Origin of the sequence: Roseibium sediminicola (assembly GCF_023156505.1) — a bacterium.
GTDB classification, from domain to species: Bacteria; Pseudomonadota; Alphaproteobacteria; order Rhizobiales; family Stappiaceae; genus Roseibium; species Roseibium sediminicola.
Genome location: NZ_JALNMJ010000001.1, coordinates 253460 through 276882, shown reverse-complemented (window position 1 = coordinate 276882; position 23423 = coordinate 253460). Strand labels below are relative to the sequence as shown.

Sequence of the window (23423 nt, the reverse complement as noted above, 5' to 3'; positions counted from 1 at the left end):
ATGGAAGCATCTGCTTCCTGGATGAACACGATCCTGAAGGGCGACTGCGTGGCCGCCCTTGAGAAGCTGCCGTCCCGGTCGATCGACCTGGTCTTTGCGGATCCGCCCTACAATCTCCAGCTGGGCGGTGACCTGCACCGGCCGGACCAGTCGAAGGTGGATGCCTGCGACGATCACTGGGACCAGTTCGAGAGCTTCGAGGCCTATGACGCCTTTACCCGGGCGTGGCTGCTGGCGGTCCGCCGGGTGATGAAGCCTGACGGCTCGCTATATGTGATCGGCTCCTATCACAACATCTTCCGTGTTGGCGCGATCCTGCAGGATCTCGGCTTCTGGATCATGAACGACATCGTCTGGCTGAAGTCGAACCCGATGCCGAACTTTCGCGGCAAACGATTCACCAATGCGCACGAGACCATGATCTGGGCAACGAAATCCAAGGACGCCAAGCCGACCTTCAATTACGACGCCCTGAAGGTTTTCAACGAAGACCTGCAGATGCGCTCTGATTGGCACCTGCCGCTGTGCACGGGCGCCGAGCGGCTGAAGGACAAGCAGGGCCAGAAGGTACATCCGACCCAAAAGCCGGAATCCCTGCTCTACCGGGTGCTGACCGCCTCGTCCAAACCCGGCGACGTCGTGCTCGACCCGTTCTTCGGCACCGGCACCACTGGCGCCGTCGCCAAGAAACTCGGCCGCAACTATGTCGGCGTGGAGCGCGAACAGGACTATATCGACGCCGCGACCGCGCGGATCGATGCCATCGAGACCGGCGATGCCAGCGCTCTGGAAATGCATCAGGGCAAACGCGCCCAGAAACGCATCCCCTTCGGCACGCTGCTGGAAAGCGGGCTTCTGGAACCGGGCACGGAACTGACCTGTTCGAAGGGTAAGCACCTGGCCGTGGTGCGCGCCGACGGTTCGCTCAAATCCGGCGACCACACCGGCTCGATCCACAAGGTCGGCGCCCTGGTCCAGGGCCAAGAGGCCTGCAACGGCTGGACCTTCTGGCACACGATGGACGGCGCCAAGAAAGCGCCGATCGATGAACTCCGCAAGGAAATCAGATCCCGCCTGCAGGCATAAGCAGGCGTTTTCAAGAAGCGACCTTCGCGATCCCCGCGAAATCAGACTTCAGCCCCGTCTCCCAGAAAAGGAGGCGGGGCTTTTTTCTTTGTGGCGTCAAAACCAGCTCCGGAACTGTCTCATTCCTGGGACACATCGCCTTGCCGGTAAACCAAGCCGCTTGTAAATCCCGTGCGCCCCGGCCATCCTGCCGGATCTTTGACGCGTTCTGGGAGGAGCGGATCAAGGGGCTCAAGGCTGTAGTGACACATTAACGATTGGCAGCGCCGCCCGAGAATTGGGTCATTTCAAGGAGCATGGAGGACGGACATGCGGGGCATATTCGACGACATGCGACGCGGAATTGACCCAATTGTCGGACGGCCCCTTCGGGGTTGGGCCAGGATCGTCCCTGAAGGCGTTGGAAATGCTCGAAAGTGCGCTGCACTTCCTTGCGCTTTCCGCCTGTTCAGGAACGATCCTGACTCCAACGATGCCAGTCGTTAATTTGTCACTACAGCCTAGCCTTTCGGCCGAAAACGCTGACATGAAAGAACATGTAGAAACCGTCTTCAGAACCGTGGAATCGCGTTCGGCGCCGGCCGTCTCGCGGATCGCGGCGTCATGGCGCCGATCGATCGAACGCCATGGCCTGCATCCGGGAGAGGAAAGCGCGCCTTCGCGTGTTGACGGCAGTCAGCTGCGCCAGCGCCGCGACAGGACCGGCTCGCTCCTGCAGATCGCGGCACCGAAGCTGGACCAGCTGTTCGGGCTGGTCGGCCAGTCCGGCTGCACCGTTGTCCTGACCGATGCCGAAGGCGTGATCCTCGATCAGCGCTGCACGGCAGCGGACCAGGATGCCTTCGAACACTGGGGCCTGGCCCAGGGAACCGACTGGAGCGAGGCCTCTGTCGGCACCAACGGCGTCGGCACTTGCATCGCGGAAGAGCGGAACGTGATCGTGCACCGCGACGAGCACTTTCTGGCCCGCAACGTTGCCATGAGCTGCATGGATGCGCCGATCTACGCGCCTGACGGTCACATTGCCGGTGCGCTGGACGTCTCGTCCGCCCGCTCCGACCAGACCGAGGCGTTCAACCGGCTGATTGCCGCCATGGTCGCCCAGACGGCAAGGCAGATCGAAGTGGACACGTTCCGCGCGGCCTTTTCCGGCAGCCGCATCGTCTATGCAGAAAAGGATTCGACCGAAGCTGCCATGCTGCTGGCGGTCGATGCCGACGATATCGTCATCGGTGCGACGCGCGGCGCCCGCAAGGCCTTCGGACTTGGCGCTTATGGACCGCTGACCCCGATGCCCGCCTCGGACCTGCTGGGGCGCGAGGACGGCCCGACCGGCTTTGAAAAGGCGGAACGGGCCGCGGTGATGCGCGCGCTCGCCCGGGCCAAGGGCAATGTTTCGGAAGCCGCGCGCGGTCTTGGTGTTGGCCGCGCAACCCTTTACCGGCGCATGAAACGGCTCGGCATCGGCGACAACTGATCAGGCCCTATTCGTGTCTCAGAGCTGAGACACATTGGGTCTGTCATCGCCGTCCCCCCTCTGTGCCCGACACCAAAGCTTCGTCACTCTCTCCTCATCCCCGGTGGAGGACCGGGACACACGAGGAGGAACTCCATGAACCAGATGCCCAAGATCGCGGCCGACACCGCGTCTCCCTTCAAGGCCCGCTATGACAATTTCATCGGCGGCACATTCGTTGCCCCGGTCAATGGCCGCTATTTTTCCAACATCACACCAATCTCCGGCCTGCCGGTCTGTGACGTTGCCCGTTCCGACGCGGCCGATGTCGAGCTCGCGCTCGACGCCGCCCATGCCGCCAAGGACGGCTGGGGCCGGACACCGGCGGCCGAACGGGCCAACATCCTTCTGAAGATCGCCGACCGGATGGAAGCCAATCTCGATCTCCTTGCCATGGCGGAGACCTGGGACAACGGCAAGCCGATCCGTGAAACCACGGCAGCCGACATTCCTCTTTCCGTCGACCACTTCCGCTATTTCGCGGGCGTGCTGCGCGGCCAGGAAGGCTCCATGTCGGAAATCGACGCCGACACGATCGCCTATCACTTCCATGAGCCGCTCGGCGTGGTCGGCCAGATCATCCCGTGGAACTTCTCGATCCTGATGGCCGCCTGGAAACTGGCGCCGGCGCTGGCGGCCGGCAATTGCGTGGTGCTGAAACCGGCCGAGCAGACCCCTGCGGCGATCATGGTTCTGGCAGAACTGATCGCCGACCTTCTGCCGGATGGCGTGCTCAACATCGTCAACGGCTATGGCGCCGAAGTCGGCGCGCCGCTGGCAAAATCCAAGCGCATCGCCAAGATCGCCTTCACCGGCTCGACCCAGACCGGCCGGATGATCATGCAATACGCCACGGAAAACCTGATCCCGGTGACGCTGGAGCTCGGCGGCAAGTCGCCGAACATCTTCTTCTCCGATGTCATGCGCGAAGACGATGCGTTCCTCGACAAGGCCATCGAGGGCTTCGTGCTGTTCGCCTTCAACCAGGGCGAGGTCTGCACCTGCCCGAGCCGCGCCCTGATCCAGGAAGACATCTACGAGGCATTCATCGAGCGGGCAATCGCGCGTGTGAAGGCGATCAAGCAGGGCGACCCGCGCGCGCTTGACACCATGGTCGGCGCCCAGGCGAGCCGCGAGCAGCAGGACAAGATCCTCTCCTACCTCACCATCGGCGTCGAGGAAGGCGCGGAAGTTCTCTGCGGCGGCGCGGAAGCGAAGTTCGATGGCGATCTGGAAGGCGGCTTCTACATCCAGCCGACCATCCTGAAAGGCCACAACAAGATGCGGGTGTTCCAGGAGGAGATCTTCGGCCCGGTCGTCTCCGTCACCACCTTCAAGGACGAAACGGAAGCGCTCGCGATTGCCAATGACACCATGTACGGCCTCGGCGCCGGTGTGTGGTCGCGCGATGCCAACCGCTGCTACCGCTTCGGCCGCGCCATCGAAGCGGGCCGCGTCTGGGTCAACAATTACCACGCCTACCCGGCCCATGCGGCCTTTGGCGGTTACAAGCAGTCGGGCATCGGCCGCGAGACCCACAAGATGATGCTCGACCACTACCAGCAGACCAAGAACATGCTGGTCAGCTACAACCCGAACAAGCTCGGGTTCTTTTAAGAGCCCTGCTACCAGTGACCAGTCTGGCTGCCTCCATGTGCCGAACTTGAAGACAGGCTGGTCCTCGCTGCCGCGTTACCCGATTGACTGGGCAGTGTCTTGGGCGGTCTCGAAAGAGGCCGCCCTTTTTCCAACACACCCATCCGTCGTCATCCCGGACGCAGCGCAGCGAAGATCCTGGATCGGAGAGCCAAGTGCTCCGATCTGTTGGGTATATTTGCACCAAAGTCCTGTGGCTCCCCGGTCCCGGCTCGCGCTGCGCTTGGCCGGGATGACGTTGGAGGGATTGGTGTCAAAGCGTCAGGAAATCTCTTCCAGAAGATCCGCCAGCACCTCGGGCTCCGTCACCATGGCATCGTGGCCCGTCGCGATCTTTGAGACCGGCCAGCCATGGCAAATTGCGCGTTCCAGAGCGACTTTCGCCGGTGCATAGGGCGGATCGGTGCATTGGATGTAGTGGGCCGGGAGGCCATTTCCGACTGGGTGTTTCAGATCCAGCGATGTCGTAAAGGTCCGGAAGGGATGCGGGGTCAGGCGCGGCTGCAGAAACGCGACATCTTCCGGCCGGGTCACGCCGAAGCTTTCCGGCGGGGCCGGTGGCAGACTGAGGCCGCCGCTCGATGTTTCGGCCAAGGCCTTGCGGTCGGCGGCAAGTTCCGGAGGCAGCAGATCAAACCATGTCTCGCCGCTTTCCAGCATGATCGCGTCCAGATAGACAAGCTTGCCAATCCGTTCGGGAACTCTGTCGGCGGCACCGGTGACCGGTATGCCGCCGAAACTGTGGCCGACCAGGATAACGTCTTTCAGATCCTCGCAATGCAGATGGCGGACGATGTCCTCGACAAAGGTCTGGATGGTGATGTCGGCAGCGAGAAGGTGCGCGCGCTCACCAAGTCCGGTCTGGGTCGGTGTCGTGACCCGGTGGCTGCGGGCCCGCAGGATGTCCGCCACACGCGCCCAGCACCAGCCGCCATGCCAGACGCCATGCACGAGCACAAAGGTTTTCGATCCCGGCATTGCCCCTCCCCGTCCGGCCTATTCCGCGGCGACGACGCCGGCCGCCTGCTGGAAATCGCGGCGCTCTTTCAGCTTGTGACCGACTTCGACAATTGCCTCAAGCGCCGGGATCAGTTCGTGGCCGAGATCGGTCAGTTCATATTCGACCGAGGGCGGCGAGGTCGGGCGGACATGGCGCAGCAGCACGCCGCGCTGTTCCAGCTCGGAGAGGCGCGCGGACAGGACCTTGCCGGAAACCGGCGGAATGTCGATCTTCAACTCGTTGAAGCGGCGCGGCCCGGCGCGCAGGCTCCAGATCACATTCGGCGCCCAGGCCCCGGCAATCACCTGCATGCATTCGGTCAGCAGACAGGGCTCCGGCGGCTTCGGACTCTGGTTCTTACGGACTTTCAGCGCCATTTTCCTGTTTCTCTTTTCCGGTTTTGGGCGACAGCCCATGTCGCGTCTAGTCTCATTTGTCGGCCGGGACGACGGCACGTTTGTGCCTGAGTGCCACCCCGGACAAGCGAAGCGCAGATCCGGGGCCTACTCGCAGCGCCCCTTGTTGAAGCCGGTCATATTTGGTCTCGCCAGATTGCCCCTATGCCAGCGCTCTGGAGATGAGTGGGTCCCGGATCTCGCTGCGCTCGTCCGGGGTGACACCGGGTTTGTTGGCAACCTCAGCCTTCAGAAACGAGATACCACCTGTCTCGCTGTGACCGAACACTTCTCGTTTCATTCCCAACAACGCCTGCCTCCCAATCCCCGGTTTCACTCCGGTCATCAGGTTTCTGCGCGGTAACCCGATACTGCAAGTTACCAATGGAAACCTACTTGTCAATGGAAACTCGAATGTGCACCTTCCGGTCATCGACACCAGAGACGGAGCTATCCAATGAAACTGTTCTATAAACCCGGTGCCTGTTCCATGGCCGCGCATCTTCTGCTCAACGAAGCCGGCGCGGAGTACAGCCTTGAGAAAGTCGACACCAGTGCGGGCCTGACGGAGACCGGGGCGCGCTTTGCCGAGACCAATCCGCGCGGATATGTGCCGGCGCTGCAATTCGAGAATGGCGACATCCTGACCGAGAATGTCGCGATCCTGCATTGGCTGGGCGAGCATTATCCGGGCTTTTCGTCCGACAAGGCTGGCCTGCCGATCGACCGGTTCCGTCTGCTTGAGCTGTTGAGCTTTCTCTCCTCCGAGCTGCACAAGGCGTTCAGCCCCTATTTTTCCGGCAAGGACTTTTCCGATGCGGAGAAGGCTGAGCTCCAGGGCAAGCTCGACGCCAAGCTCACCCAGTTCGACGCGTTCCTGCAAAAGGGCGGCGACTATCTCTTTGGCGACACGTTCTCCGTGGCCGACGCCTATGCCTTCGTGATCCTGAACTGGACCAATTTCATCGGCGTGTCCCTGGACGCCTGGCCGAAGACCAAGGCCTATCTGGCGCGGATCGGAGCCCGCCCGGCGGCGCAGAAGACCCTGACCGAAGAGGGGCTGGCCGCATGACGTCACCCTTTGAAGAGTTGCAGTCGGTGATCTCGGACTATTTCGACGCGCTCTATTACTGCGACACGGATCTCCTTGAAAAGGTGTTTCATGCAAAGGCGGTCTACGCGACCGCCGATGAGACGCCCCTGCTCCACCGCACGATGGCGGAATATGTGCCGGTGGTTGCCGCCAGGCAATCGCCCGCCTCCAGGGGCGAAGCGCGCAGGGACGTGATCGACGAGATCCAGTTCGCCGGCAAGAACACCGCCTTTGCGCGGGTGCGTTGCTCGATCGGCCCCAATGACTTCACCGATTTCCTGACCTTTGTCCGCGAGGACGGAGACTGGAAAATCATGGCGAAAGTCTTCCAGATCAAACCTCGCAAGGAAGGAAACTGACATGCCTTACGTCAACATCCAGGTGACACGGGAAGGTGTCACGCCGGAGCAGAAGACCCGGCTCATCAAGGGCGCGACCGATCTGCTGGTCGACGTTCTGGGCAAGAACCCGGCGACCACCTTCGTGGTGATCGAGGAAGTGGCGATGGAAAACTGGGGCGTCGGCGGCCTGCCCGTGGAAGAATACCGGGCAAGGCAGCTGGCGAAGCAGGACTGAGTTTGAAACCGAAGGAGCCGGAGAGATCCGGCTTCCTCCGGAACGAGAAACCCGGCCAGGTTCGTTCCCGGCCCCCCCTTCGACATTGCAGGGCCTGACCCTGCAATTCATGTCTTTCCCTCGAAGCCCCCACAAACGCCGAGAGGGAACGGCATGGATCCCATGGTCAAGCCATGGGATGACGAAAGAAACTGTGCGAAGGCTTTTTTGGTCAAGCGACGCTGCAGTTTGTCAGGGTTGTGCATCCGGACGATCAGTGCTCTGACTTGAAACAACGCTTCGCTCAGAGTTATCCAGCATGACCCGCACACTCTACCAATCCATCCTTGGCGCTGACTTCGACCAGGTCCCCCGGGAAATTCGGGAAATGCATAGCTTTGCCCGGGTAGCGCGGGGCAAGGCGGATGTCTCGCGAGGTGAAACCATGGCGGCGGGTCTGATTTGCAGTCTGGCAAGATTACCGGAGGCCAGCAAGGACGTTGTCGTCGAGACCACGTTCGCGCCGATTGACGGCGGCGAGCGCTGGACGCGGCGGTTTGACGGCCAGCCGTTTCAAACAGACATGATCGCCGGCACGGATGAGGCCTTCCCTTGCATGGTGGAACGGCTTGGCCCCTTCACATTCAAGATGCGCGTCACCGCCTCTGAAGAAGGGATCGATTTGGCGCCGGAGAAAGTGTTTCTCGGCCCCCTCCCCGTGCCGATGGTCCTTGCCCCCACCGCAATCGGACACGAGCGGGTGCGGGACGGGCGCTATCGCTTTTCGGTAGAGGTGACCTTCCCGCTGATCGGGAAGGTCTTCGGGTATGATGGCTGGCTGGAACCGGCCGAGCTCGTTGCGGAAACCTGATCCGCCTACTCAAACCCGACCAGTGCCTTGCGGCGGCGGCCGACGGAGACGGACAGGCGATCATTTGCCTGCAGGTCACCAATGGCGATGCGGCGGCGCGGGTCGTCGACGATGGTGTTGTTGAGCCGGACGCCGCCGCCTTCCACCAGACGCCGGGCCTCTCCGTTGGAACCGGCGAAACCGACGGCAACGACCAGTTCCAGCAGGCCCAGGCCTTCGGCCAGACGCGCCAGGGGCAGGCTGTGGGTCGGCTCCGGGATCTCGCCTTCGCCTGAAAAGAGCGCATCGCCCTGCTGCAGGGCCGCGCGGGCTTCTTCCGGCCCGTGCACGATGGCGGTGACCTGCGTGGCCAGGATCTTCTTGGCCTCGTTCAGTTCCGCGCCTTCCAGCGCCGCCAGACGGTCGATCTCGCTCATCGGCAACTCGGTGAAGAGCCGCAGGAATCTCGCCACATCCGCGTCGGCGGTGTTGCGCCAGAACTGCCAGAAGCCGAAAGGCGACAGGTGTTCGGGATGCAGCCAGACGGCACCGGCAGCAGTCTTGCCCATCTTGGCGCCGCTGGCGGTGGTGAGCAGCGGCACGGTCAGGCCATGCAGCTTTCGGCCGTCGCGGCGGCCGAGTTCAACCCCGTTGACGATGTTGCCCCACTGGTCGGAGCCGCCGACCTGGAGGGAACAATTGTGCCGTTTGGCGAGTTCCAGGAAATCGACGGCCTGCAGCATCATGTAGCAGAACTCCAGCACGGTCAGCGGCATCTGGGCCTCGAGGCGTGACTTGACGCTGTCGAAGGTCATCATGCGGTTGACGGTGAACTGGGAGCCATAATCGCGGAGGAATTCCAGGAAGCGAAATTCATTCAGCCACTCCGCATTGTCGACCAGAAGCGCGCCGTCCTCACCTTCCATGTCCACCAGCCGTTCGACCGAGCGGCGGATGGTGGCGATGTTCGCCGCGATCTGGCGCTCCTCCAGCAGAGGCCGCGCGTCGTTGCGGAAACTCGGATCGCCGATCTGGCTGGTGCCCCCGCCGAGCACCACGATCGGCCGGTGGCCAAGCTTCTGCAGCCAGCGCATGGTCATCAGCGGCATCAGGTGGCCGACATGGAGGCTGGCGGCGGTGGCGTCGAAACCGGCATAGGCGGTGATCGGGCCTTTCGAGAGGGTTTCGTCGAGTGCCTCGATATCCGTGCACTGGTGCACGAGCCCGCGCTCCAGAAGCACGGCGAGCGCTTCGGATCGGAGTTTTGTCGCCGGCTTGCCGGCTTCGATCATGTGTTTTGTCATGGGTCCGCTTCCTGGTTTTCCCCCGCCAGGAAGCTCGGGTTAGAAACCAAAAAGCCGCCTGACGCGGCGGCTTTTTTAGGTGTCTATCGGGTGAACAAGATCCTACGCAGCCGCCGGTATGTCGGTGACGTAATAAAAATATACGAAGGCTGCGCTCATCTTGGTCATGACAGCTTATGTGCGCGACGCCAGGACAAGAGTCAAGCACGTTGTGTTTTCTGGATCATCGCGGACGTGGCCGTGTGACCGGAAAGCCTCACGGCAAAAGCCAACAGAAATGCAGAGCTTCCAATTTCTCCGGTGTCACCCCGGGCGAGCAACGCGAGACCCGGGGCCTACTCACTTCCAAAGCGTGCCTGTTCTGCGGCGGCACAGCCTTAAGATCTCCACCGCTTCAGCAAGTTGAAATGCGAGTGGGCCCCGGATCTGCGCTGCGCTTTTCCGGGGTGACACGGAGGGTGCTGCGCAGCTGCCTACTCCCCTCTCCCCCCTTGCGGGAGAGAAGGGAATAGGAGGCTCATTCGGTGTATTACATAGTCTCTTTGCAAGTGGACCCTGCGGCTTCTTATGACAGCCCCAGCTTGCGCTCGCCGCGCTCCAGGATCAGCGGGACGATCAGGTCTTCCTCATCGTCGAGGTGACGCATCAGGCCGGAAACAAGCGTGTCGCTGACGCCGGCGAAATTGTCCGCTGCGCGGCGAATGGCATCCCGGTCCCTGGTGCCCATCTGCCCGAACAGCTTGTTGGCGCTTTTCACCACGGTCTCGATGCGGTGATGGATCAGCTCGTGATCGCCTTCAAGCAGCTCGAAGCCGGCGACCAGCCGCTTTTCAGCGGCCATGAAGACCGGAAAATAGTGATGGTCCTCGATCTGGTGATGGTGATGAAGTTCGGAGAGGAACTGCTGCAGGCGAGGCGCGAACAATCCACCGAAACGGTTGGCGTCGATCCGGCCCTCCCGGAAATCTGACAGCAGCGTGTCGAGGGTCTGGCCAAGCTGGCGGAAGCCGTTGTGGCGGGCCAGCCAGAACTCTGTGAGCGGTCCGAGATTGCGATGATCCGCCCAGTCGTCTCTCGGATGCCGCTTTAAAAGGAACAGCCATTCCTCCGGCAGGCCGGTGCGTTTGTCGAGATCCGTTCCGTTGTTCATGACTGTCCTGTTCCGCGTCCGATTCAGGCTTTATACGCGTCCGGGCAGGTCCCGGGCGGAAACACTGTGTTCAACAATAGCGAACGCCGGTCAGGGCAGCACCTTGCCGAGGATCCGCCACAGCGCCTCCAGGTCCTCCTTGTCCAGATCCGCAGCAAATTCGGCTTCGACGGCCTCGCGGTAACAAGGCCACATGGATTTCAGCAGCTGTTCGCCTTCCGGCAAAAGGCAGATCACCACGCCGCGGCCGTCCTCTGGGCTCCTGCGCTTGTCGACATAGCCTGCGGTCACCAGCCGGTCGATCAGGCGCGAGACATTGTATTGCGCCAGGAGGATACGTTTTTCGATGTCCACCGGCCGAAGGGCCTTGCCGTCGGCGCGGCGCAACTCCAGCAGAATGTCGTACCAGGCGAGCGGCGGAAATCCGTCCGCCTTCAAACGGCTTTCCACGCACGCAAGCACCTTGCCGCTTGCCCGCTGCAGCCTTGCCCAGGCGTCGATCGGATCGGGGGACGTCTCTGATTTCCTAACCATGTCCCAGACATAGAAACTTTATGCAGTTGCATCAATCTTGATTTTTCATGCATATGCATCTATTTAAATGCAATTGCATGAAAATGGAGAACCCCATGCCAACACCCCTCACCCTGATCAGCCACGCGCTCTGCCCCTATGTGCAGCGTGCCGCCATCGTCCTTGCCGAAAAGGAAGTCCCCTTCGAGCGCCTCATGATCGATCTTGCCGACAAGCCGGACTGGTTCAAGGCGGCCTCGCCACTCGGCAAGGTTCCATTGCTGAAGGTCGGCGATGAATACCTGTTCGAATCCGCGCCGATCGTGGAATTCCTGGATGAGACCAGGCCACCGAAGCTGCATCCGATGGATCCGGTGGAGCGTGCCCGGCACCGGGCCTATGTCGAATTCGCCTCGCAGATCCTGAACGGCATCGGTGCGTTTTACAGCGCGAAGGACGACACCGGCTTTGCCGCTGCCTCGGAGGCACTGAAAACAAGGTTCCGGCACCTCGAGACCGTCATCGACCCGTCCGGTCCTTTCTTTGGAGGCCCGTCCTTTTCTCTGGTGGACGCCGCCTTCGCACCGGTGTTCCGCTATTTCGATGTGTTCGAGAGCTTTGTGGCGCTCGATGTCTTCGACGGGCTCGACAGGGTCACCGCCTGGCGGGATCAGCTCGCCAAACGCGGCTCGGTTCGAAATGCGGTTTCCGCGGATTATCCGGATTTGTTGCGGGCTTTCCTGAGGAAGCGGAACAGCTGGCTGTCCGACCTTCTGGCACAGCATGAGCGCCGGGAACAGCTTGCCACTGCCTGTTAGCGGGCTCCGGCCGGCGCCGGGCAATTCGCGCTCACTCAGGCGAGCGCGGCGCCGGCCGTTGCCAGATCCTGCCTCATTGCCGACCACTTGTCCGGGGTCGTCGTGAGGGTCGCCGGTTCGCGGATCTCGACCTCATAGCCGCGGGCCAGCGCCCCTCGCGCCGTCAGCTGCACACAATGGCAAGTGTCGAGGCCGACCAGGATCAGCCGGCCGACCCGTTTATCGGCAAGCCAGGTTTCGAAGTCCGGATTGCTGAACGTGTCGCCAATGGATTTCACGAATTCCGGTGCGTTTTGAACGTCCAGAGTGCGGTCCAGTTTCAGCCCTTCGCGGCCCGGCGTGCCGACACCGCCGCCGACAAGCTTCATCGCCAGGATCACCGGCCAGTCCTGGAAGATATTGCGGATGAAGGCGATCCGATGCCCGGCGGCGCGGCAGGCTTCGATCTCCCGGGAAATCGCTGCAAGTGCCGCGTCGCGCTTCTCCGGATCGAAGGCATGTTTGCCGGTGCTGCGGGTAAAGTCCTCCTGGACATCAATCACCACCAGCGCCGTTTCCGGCCGCACGGCCCTGTCGATCGCCGCGCCCTTTGTGGGGGTCGAAAGTTTCCTGAGCGACAGGACGACATAGCCCACGAGAGCCAGCGTTCCCAGTCCGATTGCGATCCACAGTCCGGTCATGTCGCGTCTCCTGTCTGCGATTTATTCAAGGGATTTCGGCCGGTCCGGGTCGTCCTCGAACGCGGCAAAATGATCGAGCATGGCGCAGAGCACTTTCTGCGCGGAGCTGAGATCGCCTTCGGAAAAGAGCTCGCAGACCGCGTCGATCTCGTCGTTTTCCTTCGCCCGGATCTCACCAAAAACGCCCTGCCCCCTATCCGTCAGTGCAAACAGCGGCGATCGTTTGTGCGCCGGATTGGGCTTGCGCTCCACAAGGCCATGCTCCTCCAGCGCATTCACCATCAGCTGGACCTGCTGGCGCGCCAGAAACAGCACCCGGCCGATGTCCGGCACGGACAGCGCTCCCGCCTCCTCCAGCACCTCCATCACCGCGCGCATGCCGACGGTGACGCCGGTGCCCTCCAATTTGGCTTCCACCGCACGGGCCAGACGCCGGTGCACCGGCCGGATCAGACGAATGATTTCGTAGAGCTCGACAGACTTCTTCAAGGGCCACCTCTCTTTGACATTTTTTATGTCATAATGACAATACTATTGTCAATTTAGTTTTTCTCCTCCCCACCATCATCATCCCGGCCAAGCGCAGCGCGAGCCGGGACCGGGGAGCCAATGTTTCCGGGTTTGGGCCATTCCTATCGAAACGCCGTGACACCCCGACCCCGGATCTTCGCTGCGCTGCGTCCGGGATGACGATGGAGAGGAATGCGGCTTCAAACAAACAAAAACCCCGGCCGAAGCCGGGGTTTTCCATTCGTAATTCCCTGATGTCGAGCCGCTTATTCCGCAGCCGCCGGCGTGACTTCCGCCGGTTCGGGTTCGCTCCAGCTGAGCACCGGATTGCGAGCCGCGCCGGTTTCATCCAGGCGGCGGCGCGGGGCAAGATACGGCGCGCCGGAGAAGCGGTCCGTCTCGCCGCGCTTGGCGCTCATGACCAGGTCGCGCATGGTGGCGATGAAGAGGTCCAGGGCTGCCCGGCTTTCCGATTCCGTCGGTTCGATCAGCATGGCGCCGTGAACCACCAGCGGGAAATACATGGTCATCGGGTGGTAGCCCTCGTCGATCATCGCCTTGGCGAAGTCGAGCGTGGTCACACCGGTGTCCTTGAGGAAACTGTCGTCGAACAGCACCTCGTGCATGCAGGGCCGCTCGCCGAAGGGCAGGCTCATCAGGTCCTGCAGGCCGACGCGGACATAATTGGCGTTGAGCACGGCATCTTCCGATGCCTGGCGCAAGCCGTCCGAGCCGTGGCTCATCATGTAGGAGAGCGCCCGCACATACATGCCCATCTGGCCGTGGAAGGCGGTCATGCGGCCGAAGGGCTGCTCGCCGTCCTTGGTCGCCGCATTGGTCTCGACCAGTTCCAGGCCGTCTTCCGTCCTGCGGATGAAAGGCAAAGGTGCGTAAGGCGCCAGCCGAGCGGACAGGACCACCGGGCCGGAACCCGGACCGCCGCCGCCATGGGGCGTGGAGAAGGTCTTGTGCAGGTTGATATGCATGGCGTCGACGCCAAGATCACCCGGACGTGCCTTGCCGACAATGGCGTTGAAGTTGGCGCCATCGCAGTAGAAATAGGCGTCCGCCGCATGGATCAGGTCGGCGATCTGCTTGACCTCGCGCTCGAACAGCCCGCAGGTGTTCGGATTGGTCAGCATGATACCGGCAATGTTGCCTTCATGCTCGGCGATGGTGCTTTTCAGCGCTTCCAGATCGACGGTACCGTCGTCCTTGGCATCGATGTTGACCACCTTGTAGCCAAGCAGCGCGGCGGTGGCCGGGTTGGTGCCATGGGCACTTTCCGGAACCAGCACGATCTTCGGATCGCGGCCGGCGGCCGTGTGCGCGGCCTTGATCGCCATCATGCCGCAGAGTTCGCCATGCGCGCCGGCTTTCGGGCTCATGGCAACGGCCGACATGTTGGTGGAGACCATCAGCCAATGCGCCAGGGAGTCGATCAGTTCCAGTGCGCCCGGCACGGAAGAGACCGGCTGCAGCGGGTGAATGTCACCGAAGCCGGCCAGACGGGCCATCTTCTCGTTCAGCCGCGGATTATGTTTCATGGTGCACGAACCAAGCGGGTAAAGCCCGCTGTCGATCGCGTAGTTGTTGCGCGACAGGCGCACGTAGTGGCGCATGGCTTCCGGTTCGGCAAGACCCGGCAGGCCGATGGCCGCCTGGCGCCTAAAACCGCCGAGTTCGAATTCGGCGCTTTCGTCTTCATCGAGGTCGACGCCGGTGGTTTCCAGAGAGCCGAATTCGAAGATCAGCGGCTCTTCCATGTCGAGACCGCGGTTGCCGGTAAAGGTTTTCGGACGGAAACTGTCGCCCGCTTCGCCCGCAGCGGTCGGGCGGCCTTGCGTGTTCATGCTCATGCCAGCACCTCCTTCAGCGCGTCTGCAAAGGCCGCGCGGTCTTCATCGGTGTTCACTTCGGTCGAGGCGACGACCAGCAGATTCGCCAGGTCCTTGTTGCCCGGTTCCAGGCGCGAAACCGGCAGGCCGGCCAGAATGCCACGTTCGGCGAGCTGTTCGACGACGTCCTCAGCCACTTTCGGTAAGGCGATAGTGAACTCGTTGAAATAGGCCGAATTCAGCACTTCGACGCCCGGAATTCCGGCCAGCAGCTTTTTCAGCTTCACCGCGTTGCCGTGGTTGATGCGGGCGAGTTTGGTCAGGCCCGCCTGCCCCAGCAGCGACATGTGGATGGTGAAGGCCAGGCAGCAGAGGCCCGAGTTGGTGCAGATGTTCGAGGTCGCCTTGTCGCGGCGGATATGCTGCTCGCGGGTCGAGAGCGTCAGTACGAAACCGCGCTTGCCTTCCGCGTCGACCGTTTCGCCGCAAAGACGGCCCGGCATCTGGCGGACATATTTCTGGCGCGTGGCGAACAGGCCAACGTAAGGCCCTCCGAAATTGAGACCGTTGCCGATGGACTGGCCTTCGCCGACGACGATGTCGGCCCCTTGGGTTCCCGGAGGCTCGATCAGGCCGAGGGAGACCACTTCCGTGAAGACGGCGATCAGCAGTGCCTTGTGCTGGTGCGCCTTCTCGGCGATCGGCTTCAGGTCGATCATCTGGCCGTAGAAGGACGGCGACTGCACCACCACGCAGGAGGTCTCGTCGTCGATCTGGGAGAGGATGTCCTCGGTACCGGTCGGATCGGCCGGCAGGCTGACGACCCGGTCGCCGGCCATGTTGGACAGGCCCTCGACCACTTCGCGGTATTGCGGGTGCAGGCCACCGGACAGCACCGCCTTGTTGCGCTTGGTGACCCGGTGCGCCATCAGCACGGCTTCGCCGGTGCCGGTGGAGCCGTCATACATGGAAGCGTTGGCGACATCCATGGCGGTCAGGCGCGCGACCTGGGTCTGGAACTCGAACAGGTATTGCAGCGTGCCCTGCGTGATTTCCGGCTGATACGGCGTATAGGAGGTCAGGAACTCCGAGCGCTGGATCAGGTGGTCGACGGTGGCCGGCACATGGTGCTTGTAGGCCCCGGCGCCGACGAAGAACGGTACGGAACCAGCCGAAGTGTTCTTCGCGGCCATGGCAGAGAGCTTGCGCTCCACTTCCAATTCGCTGGCCCGCTTTGGCAGGTCCAGCAGTTCTTTCATACGGACATTTTCCGGAATGTCCGCAAACAGGTCGTCAATCGAGTTGACGCCGATCCGAGCGAGCATGTCGCCGCGGTCGGTCTCATTCAAAGGCAGGTAGCGCATCAGGCAGCTCCCAAGGTGTTGATCCAGGTGTGGACCGGTATTCGGCCAAACTCTCAATTCGTCATCCGGGCGAACACAGTGAGACCCGGGACCGGAGAGCCAAAAGGCTATCGGGTACGGGCTCCCCGGTCCCGGCTCGGCGCTGTCGCACCGTCCGGGATGACGGTGGAGAGAACGGGACACCGTCCAGGGTGTGGACCCGGCCGCGAGATGAGCACGGCCCGATCCTGAAATTACGGCGCGACCAGGCGGAGCGGTTCGGGCTCCACCACGATCTCGCAATTCACCGAATTGGCGATGAAGCAGACTTCATGGGCCTTTTCGTGCAGATCTGCGAGCCAGGTCGGATCCGGTTCTTCCGCCGCGACAAGCGCGATGGACGGCTTCAGCACCACTTTCGTAATGGCCATCTTGCCGCGCGCCACACGGCTGAGTTCGCCCTGTGCGTTGTCGCGGTAGCTGGACACAACGAAATTCGCCCGGCGCGCGAGGTCCAGAAAGGACATCATGTGGCAGGACGAAATCGCGGCGACGAAGGCCTCTTCCGGATCGACGGCGGCTTCAATGGCATAGGGTAAGGGCACCACCGTGGGCGAAGCGCTTGCCGGGATTTCCAGGCCGCCGTCAAAACGCCAGATGTGACCACGGGAATAGGCATTGCCGGCATAGTCGCCGTCGCATGCCCATTCTACCTGTGCGGTGTAGTAGTGCCCTGCCATGAATTACAGTGTCTCCACGTATGCCTTATAGGCGGCCTCATCCATCAGGTCCGACAACTGCCCGGCGTCGCCGACCTTCAACTTCATGAACCAGGCCGCACCTTCCGGGTCTTCGTTGACCTTGGCCGGCTCGTCCGTCAGGGCGTCATTGGCCTCGACGACTTCACCGTCGATCGGGGCATAGACCTCACTGGCGGCCTTGACCGATTCGACCACGGCGGCCTCGTCGCCCTGGGACAGCGCCTTGCCGGCTTCCGGCAGCTCGACATAGACCACATCGCCCAGCTGTTCCTGAGCATAGGCCGTGATGCCGATGGTGGCGACGTCGCCGTCAACGGAAATCCACTCGTGATCCTTGGAATAATAGGTTGTCATGTTGTCAGGTCCATCTTCTGGAAAGTTTTATGCTTTGGGTTTGCGGTAATAGCGGTTGGGCACGAAGGGCATGTTGGCAACGGTTGCCGGCAGGCGCCGGCCGCGCACGACAAGTTCCAGCGCCGTGCCGACAGCGGCATGCTCGGCCGGCACATAGCCCATGGCGATCGGCGCACCGACCGTCGGCGCGAAGCCTCCGGACGTGACCGTGCCGATGACCGGGCCGTCGACAAGCGCGATTTCAGCGCCTTCGCGGGCCGGGGCCTTGCCGTCGAGGCGCAGACCGACGCGCACGCGGCCCGGGCCCTCGGCGAGTTCCCGCTGAATCCGTTCGGCGCCCGGAAAACCGCCTTCCTCGCGGCGGCGTTTCTGCATGCAGAAGGTGATGGCGCCTTCGACCGGCGAGGTCATCTCGTCGATATCGTGGCCGTAAAGGCAGAGCCCGGCCTCCAGACGCAGGCTGTCGCGGGCACCGAGCCCGATCGGCTCGACCCGGTCGTCGGCCAGAAGCGCGCGGGCAATGGCCTCGGCGGCCCCCGCCGGCACGGACATTTCCACGCCGTCCTCACCGGTATAGCCGGCGCGGGCAATGTGGCAGTCGATGCCGTCGAATTCCATGGAAGAGGCGGCCATGAAGGCGAGCTCCGCGGCCTTCGGCGCATGCGCGGCGACAGCCGCCACCGCTTCAGGGCCCTGCACGGCGATCAGGGCACGGTCCTCGACCACTTCCAGGCGGACATTTTCCGGCAGCCTTGCCCGGAAATGCGCATAGTCGACATCCTTGCGCGACGCGTTGACCACCAGCATCAGCCGGCCGTCGTCTTCCTCGGACACCGAGCGGGTGACCATCAGGTCGTCGATAATGCCGCCCTCATCGTTCAGGAGAACGGTGTAGCGCTGCCGGCCGAGGCCGAGTTCGACGAAATTGGAAGGGGTCAGCGCCTCAAGCGCGCGGGCGGTCGTTTCGTGATCGGGGCCGATCAGAAAGGCCTGACCCATATGGGACACGTCGAACAGGCCCGCTTTCGTTCGGGTCTGCTGATGCTCGGCCATGATCCCGGCCTTGTACTGCACCGGCATGGCATACCCGGCGAAGGGCACCATGCGGGCGCCAAGTTCGACATGAAGGTCATGAAGAGGCGTTTGTTTCAGATCTGTCTCTGCAACGGGTTCCGCCATGAACGGTCCTCGAGTTCGGGGTTGCGCAGTCCCGGACAGGCCCGAAAGGACCTTGTCCGTCTGCACCCCCTCTGTCCGAGTACCTGAGAGATTTCCCTTCGGGCGCAACGCGCGCCGCCCGGTTACTCCTTCGGTGAGCAGTCCGCGTGGCTTTGCCAGCAGAGCACTGCTTTCCAGAGCGTTTTAGCTCGTGCGGTCCTTTCGCCTGAGAGTTTCCGGGGCGGTTGCTCCTTCGGCGCCGGGATCTTTTCACCCGGCCTCTCCCGCACAAACGAGGGCGTGTCTCCACACCTATCGGGGGACGACCCCGATTGAGGCGCGATTGTGCGAGGCGGACATGGTCTTGTCAATATGCGACAGCACGTCTAGGCGATTTTACCCAGCTCCAGGTCCGCTCGCTTCTGAATCAGCGCCGTCAGCGGCGGCGGCCTTCATCAAAACCGAACACGATCTTGGCGCCCTGACCGGCCGGAACGATGAATTTGTTCTCGATCAGCGTCCAGGTTTCGCTCGGCGCACCGGCCCCGACCGTCACCGGTATCTTGATCAGATCCGAGGACAACGGCTTGGCGCCGTCTTCGCTTGAAATGATGGCAACGCGCAGCGGCAGAACCACTTCCCCACCTTTCCACGCCGGTCCCGTGGTCACGTCACCGGAAAGCCCGATCTTGACGCGCCTTGAGCCGTCCGGCTCCTGGGTGCACGTGTTCGCCCAGTCCTCGATGGTGGCCTGGTAGAGCAATCCTTGCGGATCATCGTCCTTGCCGCGGACATATTTCATGATGAGGTAGGTGGTCGATTTCAGCTGCATCGGCGGACAGGGAACCGGCGCGGCAAAGGTGTCCGGCGAAATCTCGATCGGTTCCTGACCGCCGGAAATGATCTTGCCGGCCACACCGTCCGCTGCGCCAGCGCAGCCCCCAAGAGCTGTCGCCAAAAGGCCGAGGGTCACAAATGCCTTCAGGGTCTTGCCGGGAACGGCGGGGGTCGCACTGCTCATATTCTGTCCATATTGCTGCATTGTCTTCGGCGGAGCTTCATAGCAGCTGCCGGTTTGCTTGGCGAGACGTGTCGTTCGCAAAGCTTGAACCAGCAGAATGTGGCTGAAATAGTGCGTCGACCGGAGCGCCTCCCCTGTGAACGGCAAAGGTCCAACAGATAGGCCAGGACCAATGCCCTTGGGTATTAATGGTGCGCAGTTCGCCGCGCCTCCCTTGACAGGGAAGACCTGCAAGCCCTTATTGCGCGCAGACAGGAGTGTCGAAAACATCAGATGACCGAAACCAGACACGCAAAACCATCGCTGACCATTCACCTGTGCGCGCCGCGCGGCTTCTGTGCCGGCGTCGACCGGGCGATCCAGATCGTGGAACTCGCCCTGGAGAAGTACGGCAGACCCGTTTATGTGCGCCACGAGATCGTGCACAACAAGTTCGTGGTCGATGGCCTGAAGGCCAAGGGCGCCGTCTTTGTCGAGGAGCTGGAAGAAATTCCGTCGGAACATGCCAGCCGCCCGGTGATCTTCTCCGCTCACGGCGTGCCGAAGTCCGTTCCAGCGGATGCCGAGGCGCGCAAGATGTTCTTTCTGGACGCGACCTGCCCGCTTGTTTCCAAGGTGCACAAGGAAGCCGAGATCCATTTCCGGCGCGACCGCGAAGTGCTCCTGATCGGCCATGCCGGCCATCCCGAGGTCATTGGTACCATGGGCCAGCTGCCCGAGGGCACGGTCACCCTGATCGAGACCGAGGACGACGCCCGCGCCTATGTGCCGAAGTCGGACCGCCCACTCGCCTATATCACCCAGACCACCCTGTCGGTGGACGACACCGCCGGGATCGTTGCCGTGCTGCAGGAGCGTTTCCCGGAGATTGTCGCGCCGCACAAGGAAGACATCTGCTACGCCACCACCAACCGCCAGGAAGCGGTCAAGGAGGTCGCGCCGAAAGTCGACGCGATGATCGTGGTCGGCGCGCCGAATTCGTCCAATTCCCAGCGCCTGCGCGAAGTCGCCGAGCGCGCCGGTTGCCGTACGTCCGTCCTTATCCAGCGCGCAAGCGAGATTTCCTGGCCGGATTTCGAAGGAATCGCCGCTCTGGGCCTGACAGCGGGTGCATCGGCCCCGGAGACTCTGGTAGAGGAAATCATCGGCGCCTTTGCCGGCCGTTTCGACGTCACGGTCGAAACGGTGCGCACCGCCGAGGAAACCATCGCCTTCAACCTGCCGCGGGAGCTTCGCGAAGCGACCGGCCCGGCCACGGCAGCCACCGGATAACAGCATGGCAGTTTACACCGAAGTGACCGATGAAGAACTGGACGCCTTCATCGGCAGCTACGACGTGGGGCGCTTGCTGTCCTTCAAGGGCATCGCCGAAGGCGTCGAGAACAGCAACTTTCTCGTCCATACCGACAAGGCGTCCTTCATCCTGACGCTCTATGAAAAACGGGTAAACCCCGCGGACCTGCCCTATTTCCTCAATCTGCTGCAGCATCTGGCCGCCAAGGGTCTGTCCTGCCCGACGCCGGTCGCCTCGCGCTCTGGCGATTTGCTCGGCACGCTGGCCGGCCGGCCGGCCGCGCTGGTGACCTTTCTGGAAGGCATGTGGGTCAAGCGGCCGCGCACGGACCATTGCGCCGAACTCGGCAAGGCCATGGCGGAACTGCATCTCGACGGTGCCGATTATGACGGCTTCCGCAAGAACGCGCTCGATGTCAATGGCTGGCGGCCCCTGTTCGAACAATGTGGTGCCCGCAGCGACACGGTACATGCTGGCCTCGGCGATGAAATCGAGCGGGAGCTTGCGCATCTGGAAGCGGTCTGGCCGCAGGATCTGCCCAGCGGCGTGATCCACGCCGATCTCTTTCCGGACAACGTGTTTTTCCTCGGCAACGAGCTGTCGGGCCTGATCGACTTCTATTTCGCCTGCAACGACGCCTTCGCCTATGACATCGCCATCTGTCTTAATGCCTGGTGCTTCGAGCAGGACCTGTCGTTCAATGTCACCAAGGCCAAGGCCTTGCTGAAAGGCTACAGCGCCGTGCGGCCGCTTAACACGGCGGAATATGACGCCCTGCCCACCCTCTGCCGCGGCGCAGCCCTGCGGTTCCTGCTGACCCGTCTCTACGACTGGCTGAGCGTGCCTGAAGGCGCGCTGGTTACCCCGAAAGACCCGATGGAATACGTCAAGAAGCTGCGCTTTCACCAAAGTGTCGACACGGCGGAAGCCTATGGACTGGAACGATGAGCGACAGCAACCGCGTGACGATCTATACCGACGGCGCCTGTTCCGGCAACCCGGGACCGGGTGGCTGGGGTGCCATCCTGCGCTTTGGTGAGCATGAAAAAGAACTTAAGGGCGGCGAAACGGAAACCACCAACAACCGGATGGAACTGACCGCCGCCATTGAAGCGCTGAACGCACTCAAGCGCCCCTGCGCCATCGACCTTTACACCGACAGCACTTATGTGCGCAGCGGCATTCGCGAATGGCTGGCCGGCTGGAAGCGAAAGAACTGGCGGACCTCCCAGAACAAACCGGTCAAAAACGCGGATCTGTGGCAAGCTCTTGACGCCGCGAGGGAACGTCATGACGTGACCTGGCACTGGGTCAAGGGACACGCAGGCCATCCCGACAATGAACGCGCGGATGAGCTGGCGCGTGGCGGCATGGCCCCTTATAAGAGCGGCGGATAAGCGACGAATCCTGTCTGATGCGCAGAGGATCTTGAGTGAAAATTTGCTGGTGGTCCGGCCCGGCGTCACCGCGCACGATCACACCCGATCTTGCCGGCAAGGTGCTGATCATGGCCAACCCGACCTCGGGTGGCTACCGCGCCGAATTCCTTGACGAGGTACGCAAGCGCCTGGAGGATCTGGGCTGCAGGACCGAAATCAGGCTGACCCGGCATGCCGGCGAGATCGGCGAGATCTGCTCCGATCCGTCCCTTCAGGTCAAAACCCTTGTGGTCGCCGGCGGCGACGGGTCCATCAACGAAGCCCTGACCGGCTTTCAGGACCATCCGCAACCGCCTGAGCTCGCCGTGATCCCGTTCGGCACCGCCAATGTGCTCGCCCTGGAACTGTCGCTTCCGCGCACGCCCGGGGCCATCGCAGACATGATCTTCCAAGGCAAGACCAAACCGCTTCATTTCGGTCTCGCCAATGGCCGCCCGTTTGTGCTGATGGCCTCCACCGGCTTTGACGCCGAGGTCGTTCACGCCGTGCCCCTGACCTTGAAGCGGCGTCTCGGCAAGCTCGCTTATGTCATCACCGCGCTGAAGGCCGGCCTGACGCGCCAAAGCACGTCGCTGACGATCGATATGGACGGAGTGCAGCTCAAAGGCAAATTCGCCGTCGCCAGCAACGCCCGCCATTATGGCGGCCCCTTCGTGATCAGCCCGGGCGGCGCTACCGACCCGGGGCTGCATATGCTGGTGCTGGAGCGGGACGATCCGTGGTCATCCTTCTGCTACGGCATCGCGCTGCTGCTCGGCCGCATCCACAAGGCAAGGGGGGCTTCGGTCACTCCGTTCAAGACCGCGCGGATTTCAGCGGACGGTCCTGTCGCCGCCCAGGTCGACGGTGACCCGTTCGGTGCCACCCCGCTGGAAATCCGCCAGACGGACAAGACGGTGCCCGTGCTGGTGCCATGAGGGGCGATAAGCGCTTTAAAGGATTAGCGGTCTTAGCTCGATACCACTGTCTCTGTCATTGCAGGGCTTGACCCACTGCTGTCCGGTTAAGCAGGGCTTCTGATCGCATAAAGGCTTTGCCTCTTGTTCCAGTCTCCCCCACAAGGGGGGAGACAGCAGCAAGCGGCATGGC

Annotated in this window: 26 protein-coding genes and 1 riboswitch; of the genes, 12 read left to right on the top strand and 14 right to left on the bottom strand. The window is 62.3% G+C overall.

The features are described from left to right. From M0H32_RS01230 to adh, 3 genes are all read left to right on the top strand, one after another. On the top strand, positions 1–1086 hold the full coding sequence (locus M0H32_RS01230) for a site-specific DNA-methyltransferase (protein ID WP_248149697.1): 1086 nt from the start codon (positions 1–3) through the stop codon (positions 1084–1086). A 526-nt stretch (positions 1087–1612) separates the two neighbouring features. Then, positions 1613–2563 (top strand): GAF domain-containing protein, encoded by a 951-nt coding sequence (locus M0H32_RS01225; protein ID WP_248149694.1) that lies wholly within the window; start codon positions 1613–1615, stop codon positions 2561–2563. 135 nt (positions 2564–2698) lie between these two features. Further along, complete coding sequence (gene adh, locus M0H32_RS01220) at positions 2699–4219, top strand: aldehyde dehydrogenase (RefSeq protein ID WP_248149691.1); 1521 nt, start codon at positions 2699–2701, stop codon at positions 4217–4219. A 300-nt stretch (positions 4220–4519) separates the two neighbouring features. Here the strand turns inward: adh and M0H32_RS01215 are convergent, their stop codons facing one another. The 3 genes from M0H32_RS01215 to M0H32_RS01205 form a co-directional block, all read right to left on the bottom strand. Beyond that, on the bottom strand, positions 4520–5236 hold the full coding sequence (locus M0H32_RS01215) for an alpha/beta fold hydrolase (RefSeq protein WP_248149686.1): 717 nt from the start codon (positions 5234–5236) through the stop codon (positions 4520–4522). An 18-nt stretch (positions 5237–5254) separates the two neighbouring features. Beyond that, positions 5255–5635, bottom strand: coding sequence for a winged helix-turn-helix transcriptional regulator (locus tag M0H32_RS01210; RefSeq protein WP_248149683.1), 381 nt, complete (start codon positions 5633–5635; stop codon positions 5255–5257). Positions 5636–5816: 181 nt separating this feature from the next. After that, positions 5817–5954 carry a hypothetical protein gene (locus tag M0H32_RS01205; RefSeq protein ID WP_248149681.1) on the bottom strand — a complete coding sequence of 46 codons (138 nt, stop codon included), beginning with the start codon at positions 5952–5954 and terminating at the stop codon, positions 5817–5819. Positions 5955–6110: 156 nt separating this feature from the next. Between M0H32_RS01205 and M0H32_RS01200 the strand changes: the two genes are divergently transcribed. The 4 genes from M0H32_RS01200 (at position 6111) to M0H32_RS01185 (ending at position 8172) form a co-directional block, all read left to right on the top strand. Further along, positions 6111–6725 carry a glutathione binding-like protein gene (locus M0H32_RS01200; RefSeq protein ID WP_248149679.1) on the top strand — a complete coding sequence of 205 codons (615 nt, stop codon included), beginning with the start codon at positions 6111–6113 and terminating at the stop codon, positions 6723–6725. Then, the gene (locus tag M0H32_RS01195) at positions 6722–7105 is read left to right on the top strand and encodes a nuclear transport factor 2 family protein (RefSeq protein WP_248149677.1); all 384 of its coding nucleotides are present in this window, start codon (positions 6722–6724) and stop codon (positions 7103–7105) included. Before M0H32_RS01200 ends, M0H32_RS01195 begins: the two co-directional genes overlap by 4 nt. 1 nt (position 7106) lies before the next feature. Further along, positions 7107–7322 carry a tautomerase family protein gene (locus M0H32_RS01190; RefSeq protein WP_248149674.1) on the top strand — a complete coding sequence of 72 codons (216 nt, stop codon included), beginning with the start codon at positions 7107–7109 and terminating at the stop codon, positions 7320–7322. A 298-nt stretch (positions 7323–7620) separates the two neighbouring features. Continuing rightward, on the top strand, positions 7621–8172 hold the full coding sequence (locus M0H32_RS01185; protein ID WP_248149672.1) for a DUF4166 domain-containing protein: 552 nt from the start codon (positions 7621–7623) through the stop codon (positions 8170–8172). Between the two features lie 5 nt (positions 8173–8177). Here the strand turns inward: M0H32_RS01185 and tyrS are convergent, their stop codons facing one another. The 3 genes from tyrS to M0H32_RS01170 form a co-directional block, all read right to left on the bottom strand. Continuing rightward, on the bottom strand, positions 8178–9455 hold the full coding sequence (tyrS, locus tag M0H32_RS01180) for a tyrosine--tRNA ligase (protein ID WP_248149670.1): 1278 nt from the start codon (positions 9453–9455) through the stop codon (positions 8178–8180). A 565-nt stretch (positions 9456–10020) separates the two neighbouring features. Continuing rightward, complete coding sequence (locus M0H32_RS01175; protein WP_248149668.1) at positions 10021–10605, bottom strand: hemerythrin domain-containing protein; 585 nt, start codon at positions 10603–10605, stop codon at positions 10021–10023. A 90-nt stretch (positions 10606–10695) separates the two neighbouring features. Then, positions 10696–11139: a MarR family winged helix-turn-helix transcriptional regulator gene (locus M0H32_RS01170; protein WP_248149666.1), complete on the bottom strand. Its 444-nt coding sequence runs from the start codon at positions 11137–11139 to the stop codon at positions 10696–10698. Positions 11140–11234: 95 nt separating this feature from the next. Between M0H32_RS01170 and M0H32_RS01165 the strand changes: the two genes are divergently transcribed. Next, positions 11235–11936, top strand: a complete 702-nt coding sequence (locus tag M0H32_RS01165; protein ID WP_248149664.1) for a glutathione S-transferase family protein — start codon at positions 11235–11237, stop codon at positions 11934–11936. Between the two features lie 35 nt (positions 11937–11971). Here M0H32_RS01165 and M0H32_RS01160 read toward each other — a convergent pair whose 3' ends face one another. The 8 genes from M0H32_RS01160 to M0H32_RS01125 form a co-directional block, all read right to left on the bottom strand. After that, positions 11972–12616: a cysteine hydrolase family protein gene (locus M0H32_RS01160; RefSeq protein ID WP_248149663.1), complete on the bottom strand. Its 645-nt coding sequence runs from the start codon at positions 12614–12616 to the stop codon at positions 11972–11974. Between the two features lie 21 nt (positions 12617–12637). After that, entirely contained in the window at positions 12638–13105 is a 468-nt protein-coding gene (locus M0H32_RS01155; RefSeq protein ID WP_248149662.1) for a MarR family winged helix-turn-helix transcriptional regulator, read from the bottom strand. A gap of 287 nt (positions 13106–13392) precedes the next feature. Next, positions 13393–14985 (bottom strand): aminomethyl-transferring glycine dehydrogenase subunit GcvPB, encoded by a 1593-nt coding sequence (gcvPB, locus tag M0H32_RS01150; RefSeq protein ID WP_248149660.1) that lies wholly within the window; start codon positions 14983–14985, stop codon positions 13393–13395. Then, positions 14982–16328 carry an aminomethyl-transferring glycine dehydrogenase subunit GcvPA gene (gene gcvPA, locus M0H32_RS01145; RefSeq protein WP_248149659.1) on the bottom strand — a complete coding sequence of 449 codons (1347 nt, stop codon included), beginning with the start codon at positions 16326–16328 and terminating at the stop codon, positions 14982–14984. Before gcvPA ends, gcvPB begins: the two co-directional genes overlap by 4 nt. Positions 16329–16561: 233 nt before the next feature. Further along, the gene (locus M0H32_RS01140; protein WP_248149657.1) at positions 16562–17047 is read right to left on the bottom strand and encodes an OsmC family protein; all 486 of its coding nucleotides are present in this window, start codon (positions 17045–17047) and stop codon (positions 16562–16564) included. A 3-nt stretch (positions 17048–17050) separates the two neighbouring features. Further along, positions 17051–17422, bottom strand: a complete 372-nt coding sequence (gene gcvH, locus M0H32_RS01135; RefSeq protein ID WP_248149655.1) for a glycine cleavage system protein GcvH — start codon at positions 17420–17422, stop codon at positions 17051–17053. 27 nt (positions 17423–17449) lie between these two features. Continuing rightward, complete coding sequence (gcvT, locus tag M0H32_RS01130) at positions 17450–18601, bottom strand: glycine cleavage system aminomethyltransferase GcvT (RefSeq protein WP_248149654.1); 1152 nt, start codon at positions 18599–18601, stop codon at positions 17450–17452. 183 nt (positions 18602–18784) lie between these two features. Then, positions 18785–18877: riboswitch (glycine riboswitch) on the bottom strand. A 139-nt stretch (positions 18878–19016) separates the two neighbouring features. After that, on the bottom strand, positions 19017–19601 hold the full coding sequence (locus M0H32_RS01125; RefSeq protein WP_248149651.1) for a hypothetical protein: 585 nt from the start codon (positions 19599–19601) through the stop codon (positions 19017–19019). A 273-nt stretch (positions 19602–19874) separates the two neighbouring features. On the opposite strand from M0H32_RS01125, the gene ispH reads away from it, so the two are divergent. The 4 genes from ispH to M0H32_RS01105 are packed head-to-tail and all read left to right on the top strand — an operon-like array spanning position 19875 to position 23251. Beyond that, complete coding sequence (gene ispH / locus M0H32_RS01120) at positions 19875–20873, top strand: 4-hydroxy-3-methylbut-2-enyl diphosphate reductase (protein WP_248149648.1); 999 nt, start codon at positions 19875–19877, stop codon at positions 20871–20873. A gap of 4 nt (positions 20874–20877) precedes the next feature. Continuing rightward, positions 20878–21843, top strand: coding sequence for a homoserine kinase (thrB, locus tag M0H32_RS01115; protein ID WP_248149646.1), 966 nt, complete (start codon positions 20878–20880; stop codon positions 21841–21843). Continuing rightward, positions 21840–22292, top strand: coding sequence for a ribonuclease HI (rnhA, locus tag M0H32_RS01110; RefSeq protein WP_248149643.1), 453 nt, complete (start codon positions 21840–21842; stop codon positions 22290–22292). The genes thrB and rnhA overlap by 4 nt, the downstream gene beginning before the upstream one ends. A gap of 35 nt (positions 22293–22327) precedes the next feature. Then, positions 22328–23251 carry a diacylglycerol/lipid kinase family protein gene (locus M0H32_RS01105; protein WP_248149641.1) on the top strand — a complete coding sequence of 308 codons (924 nt, stop codon included), beginning with the start codon at positions 22328–22330 and terminating at the stop codon, positions 23249–23251. Positions 23252–23423: the final 172 nt, after the last annotated feature.

Bases quoted from the DNA above. Each gene is read 5' to 3' on its own strand.
- M0H32_RS01230 (WP_248149697.1), top strand. From the start codon at position 1: ATGGAAGCATCTGCTTCCTGGATGAACACGATCCTGAAGGGCGACTGC.
- M0H32_RS01225 (WP_248149694.1), top strand. From the start codon at position 1,613: ATGAAAGAACATGTAGAAACCGTCTTCAGAACCGTGGAATCGCGTTCG.
- adh (WP_248149691.1), top strand. From the start codon at position 2,699: ATGAACCAGATGCCCAAGATCGCGGCCGACACCGCGTCTCCCTTCAAG.
- M0H32_RS01215 (WP_248149686.1), bottom strand. From the start codon at position 5,236: ATGCCGGGATCGAAAACCTTTGTGCTCGTGCATGGCGTCTGGCATGGC.
- M0H32_RS01210 (WP_248149683.1), bottom strand. From the start codon at position 5,635: ATGGCGCTGAAAGTCCGTAAGAACCAGAGTCCGAAGCCGCCGGAGCCC.
- M0H32_RS01205 (WP_248149681.1), bottom strand. From the start codon at position 5,954: ATGAAACGAGAAGTGTTCGGTCACAGCGAGACAGGTGGTATCTCGTTT.
- M0H32_RS01200 (WP_248149679.1), top strand. From the start codon at position 6,111: ATGAAACTGTTCTATAAACCCGGTGCCTGTTCCATGGCCGCGCATCTT.
- M0H32_RS01195 (WP_248149677.1), top strand. From the start codon at position 6,722: ATGACGTCACCCTTTGAAGAGTTGCAGTCGGTGATCTCGGACTATTTC.
- M0H32_RS01190 (WP_248149674.1), top strand. From the start codon at position 7,107: ATGCCTTACGTCAACATCCAGGTGACACGGGAAGGTGTCACGCCGGAG.
- M0H32_RS01185 (WP_248149672.1), top strand. From the start codon at position 7,621: ATGACCCGCACACTCTACCAATCCATCCTTGGCGCTGACTTCGACCAG.
- tyrS (WP_248149670.1), bottom strand. From the start codon at position 9,455: ATGACAAAACACATGATCGAAGCCGGCAAGCCGGCGACAAAACTCCGA.
- M0H32_RS01175 (WP_248149668.1), bottom strand. From the start codon at position 10,605: ATGAACAACGGAACGGATCTCGACAAACGCACCGGCCTGCCGGAGGAA.
- M0H32_RS01170 (WP_248149666.1), bottom strand. From the start codon at position 11,139: ATGGTTAGGAAATCAGAGACGTCCCCCGATCCGATCGACGCCTGGGCA.
- M0H32_RS01165 (WP_248149664.1), top strand. From the start codon at position 11,235: ATGCCAACACCCCTCACCCTGATCAGCCACGCGCTCTGCCCCTATGTG.
- M0H32_RS01160 (WP_248149663.1), bottom strand. From the start codon at position 12,616: ATGACCGGACTGTGGATCGCAATCGGACTGGGAACGCTGGCTCTCGTG.
- gcvPB (WP_248149660.1), bottom strand. From the start codon at position 14,985: ATGAGCATGAACACGCAAGGCCGCCCGACCGCTGCGGGCGAAGCGGGC.
- gcvPA (WP_248149659.1), bottom strand. From the start codon at position 16,328: ATGCGCTACCTGCCTTTGAATGAGACCGACCGCGGCGACATGCTCGCT.
- M0H32_RS01140 (WP_248149657.1), bottom strand. From the start codon at position 17,047: ATGGCAGGGCACTACTACACCGCACAGGTAGAATGGGCATGCGACGGC.
- gcvH (WP_248149655.1), bottom strand. From the start codon at position 17,422: ATGACAACCTATTATTCCAAGGATCACGAGTGGATTTCCGTTGACGGC.
- gcvT (WP_248149654.1), bottom strand. From the start codon at position 18,601: ATGGCGGAACCCGTTGCAGAGACAGATCTGAAACAAACGCCTCTTCAT.
- M0H32_RS01125 (WP_248149651.1), bottom strand. From the start codon at position 19,601: ATGAGCAGTGCGACCCCCGCCGTTCCCGGCAAGACCCTGAAGGCATTT.
- ispH (WP_248149648.1), top strand. From the start codon at position 19,875: ATGACCGAAACCAGACACGCAAAACCATCGCTGACCATTCACCTGTGC.
- thrB (WP_248149646.1), top strand. From the start codon at position 20,878: ATGGCAGTTTACACCGAAGTGACCGATGAAGAACTGGACGCCTTCATC.
- rnhA (WP_248149643.1), top strand. From the start codon at position 21,840: ATGAGCGACAGCAACCGCGTGACGATCTATACCGACGGCGCCTGTTCC.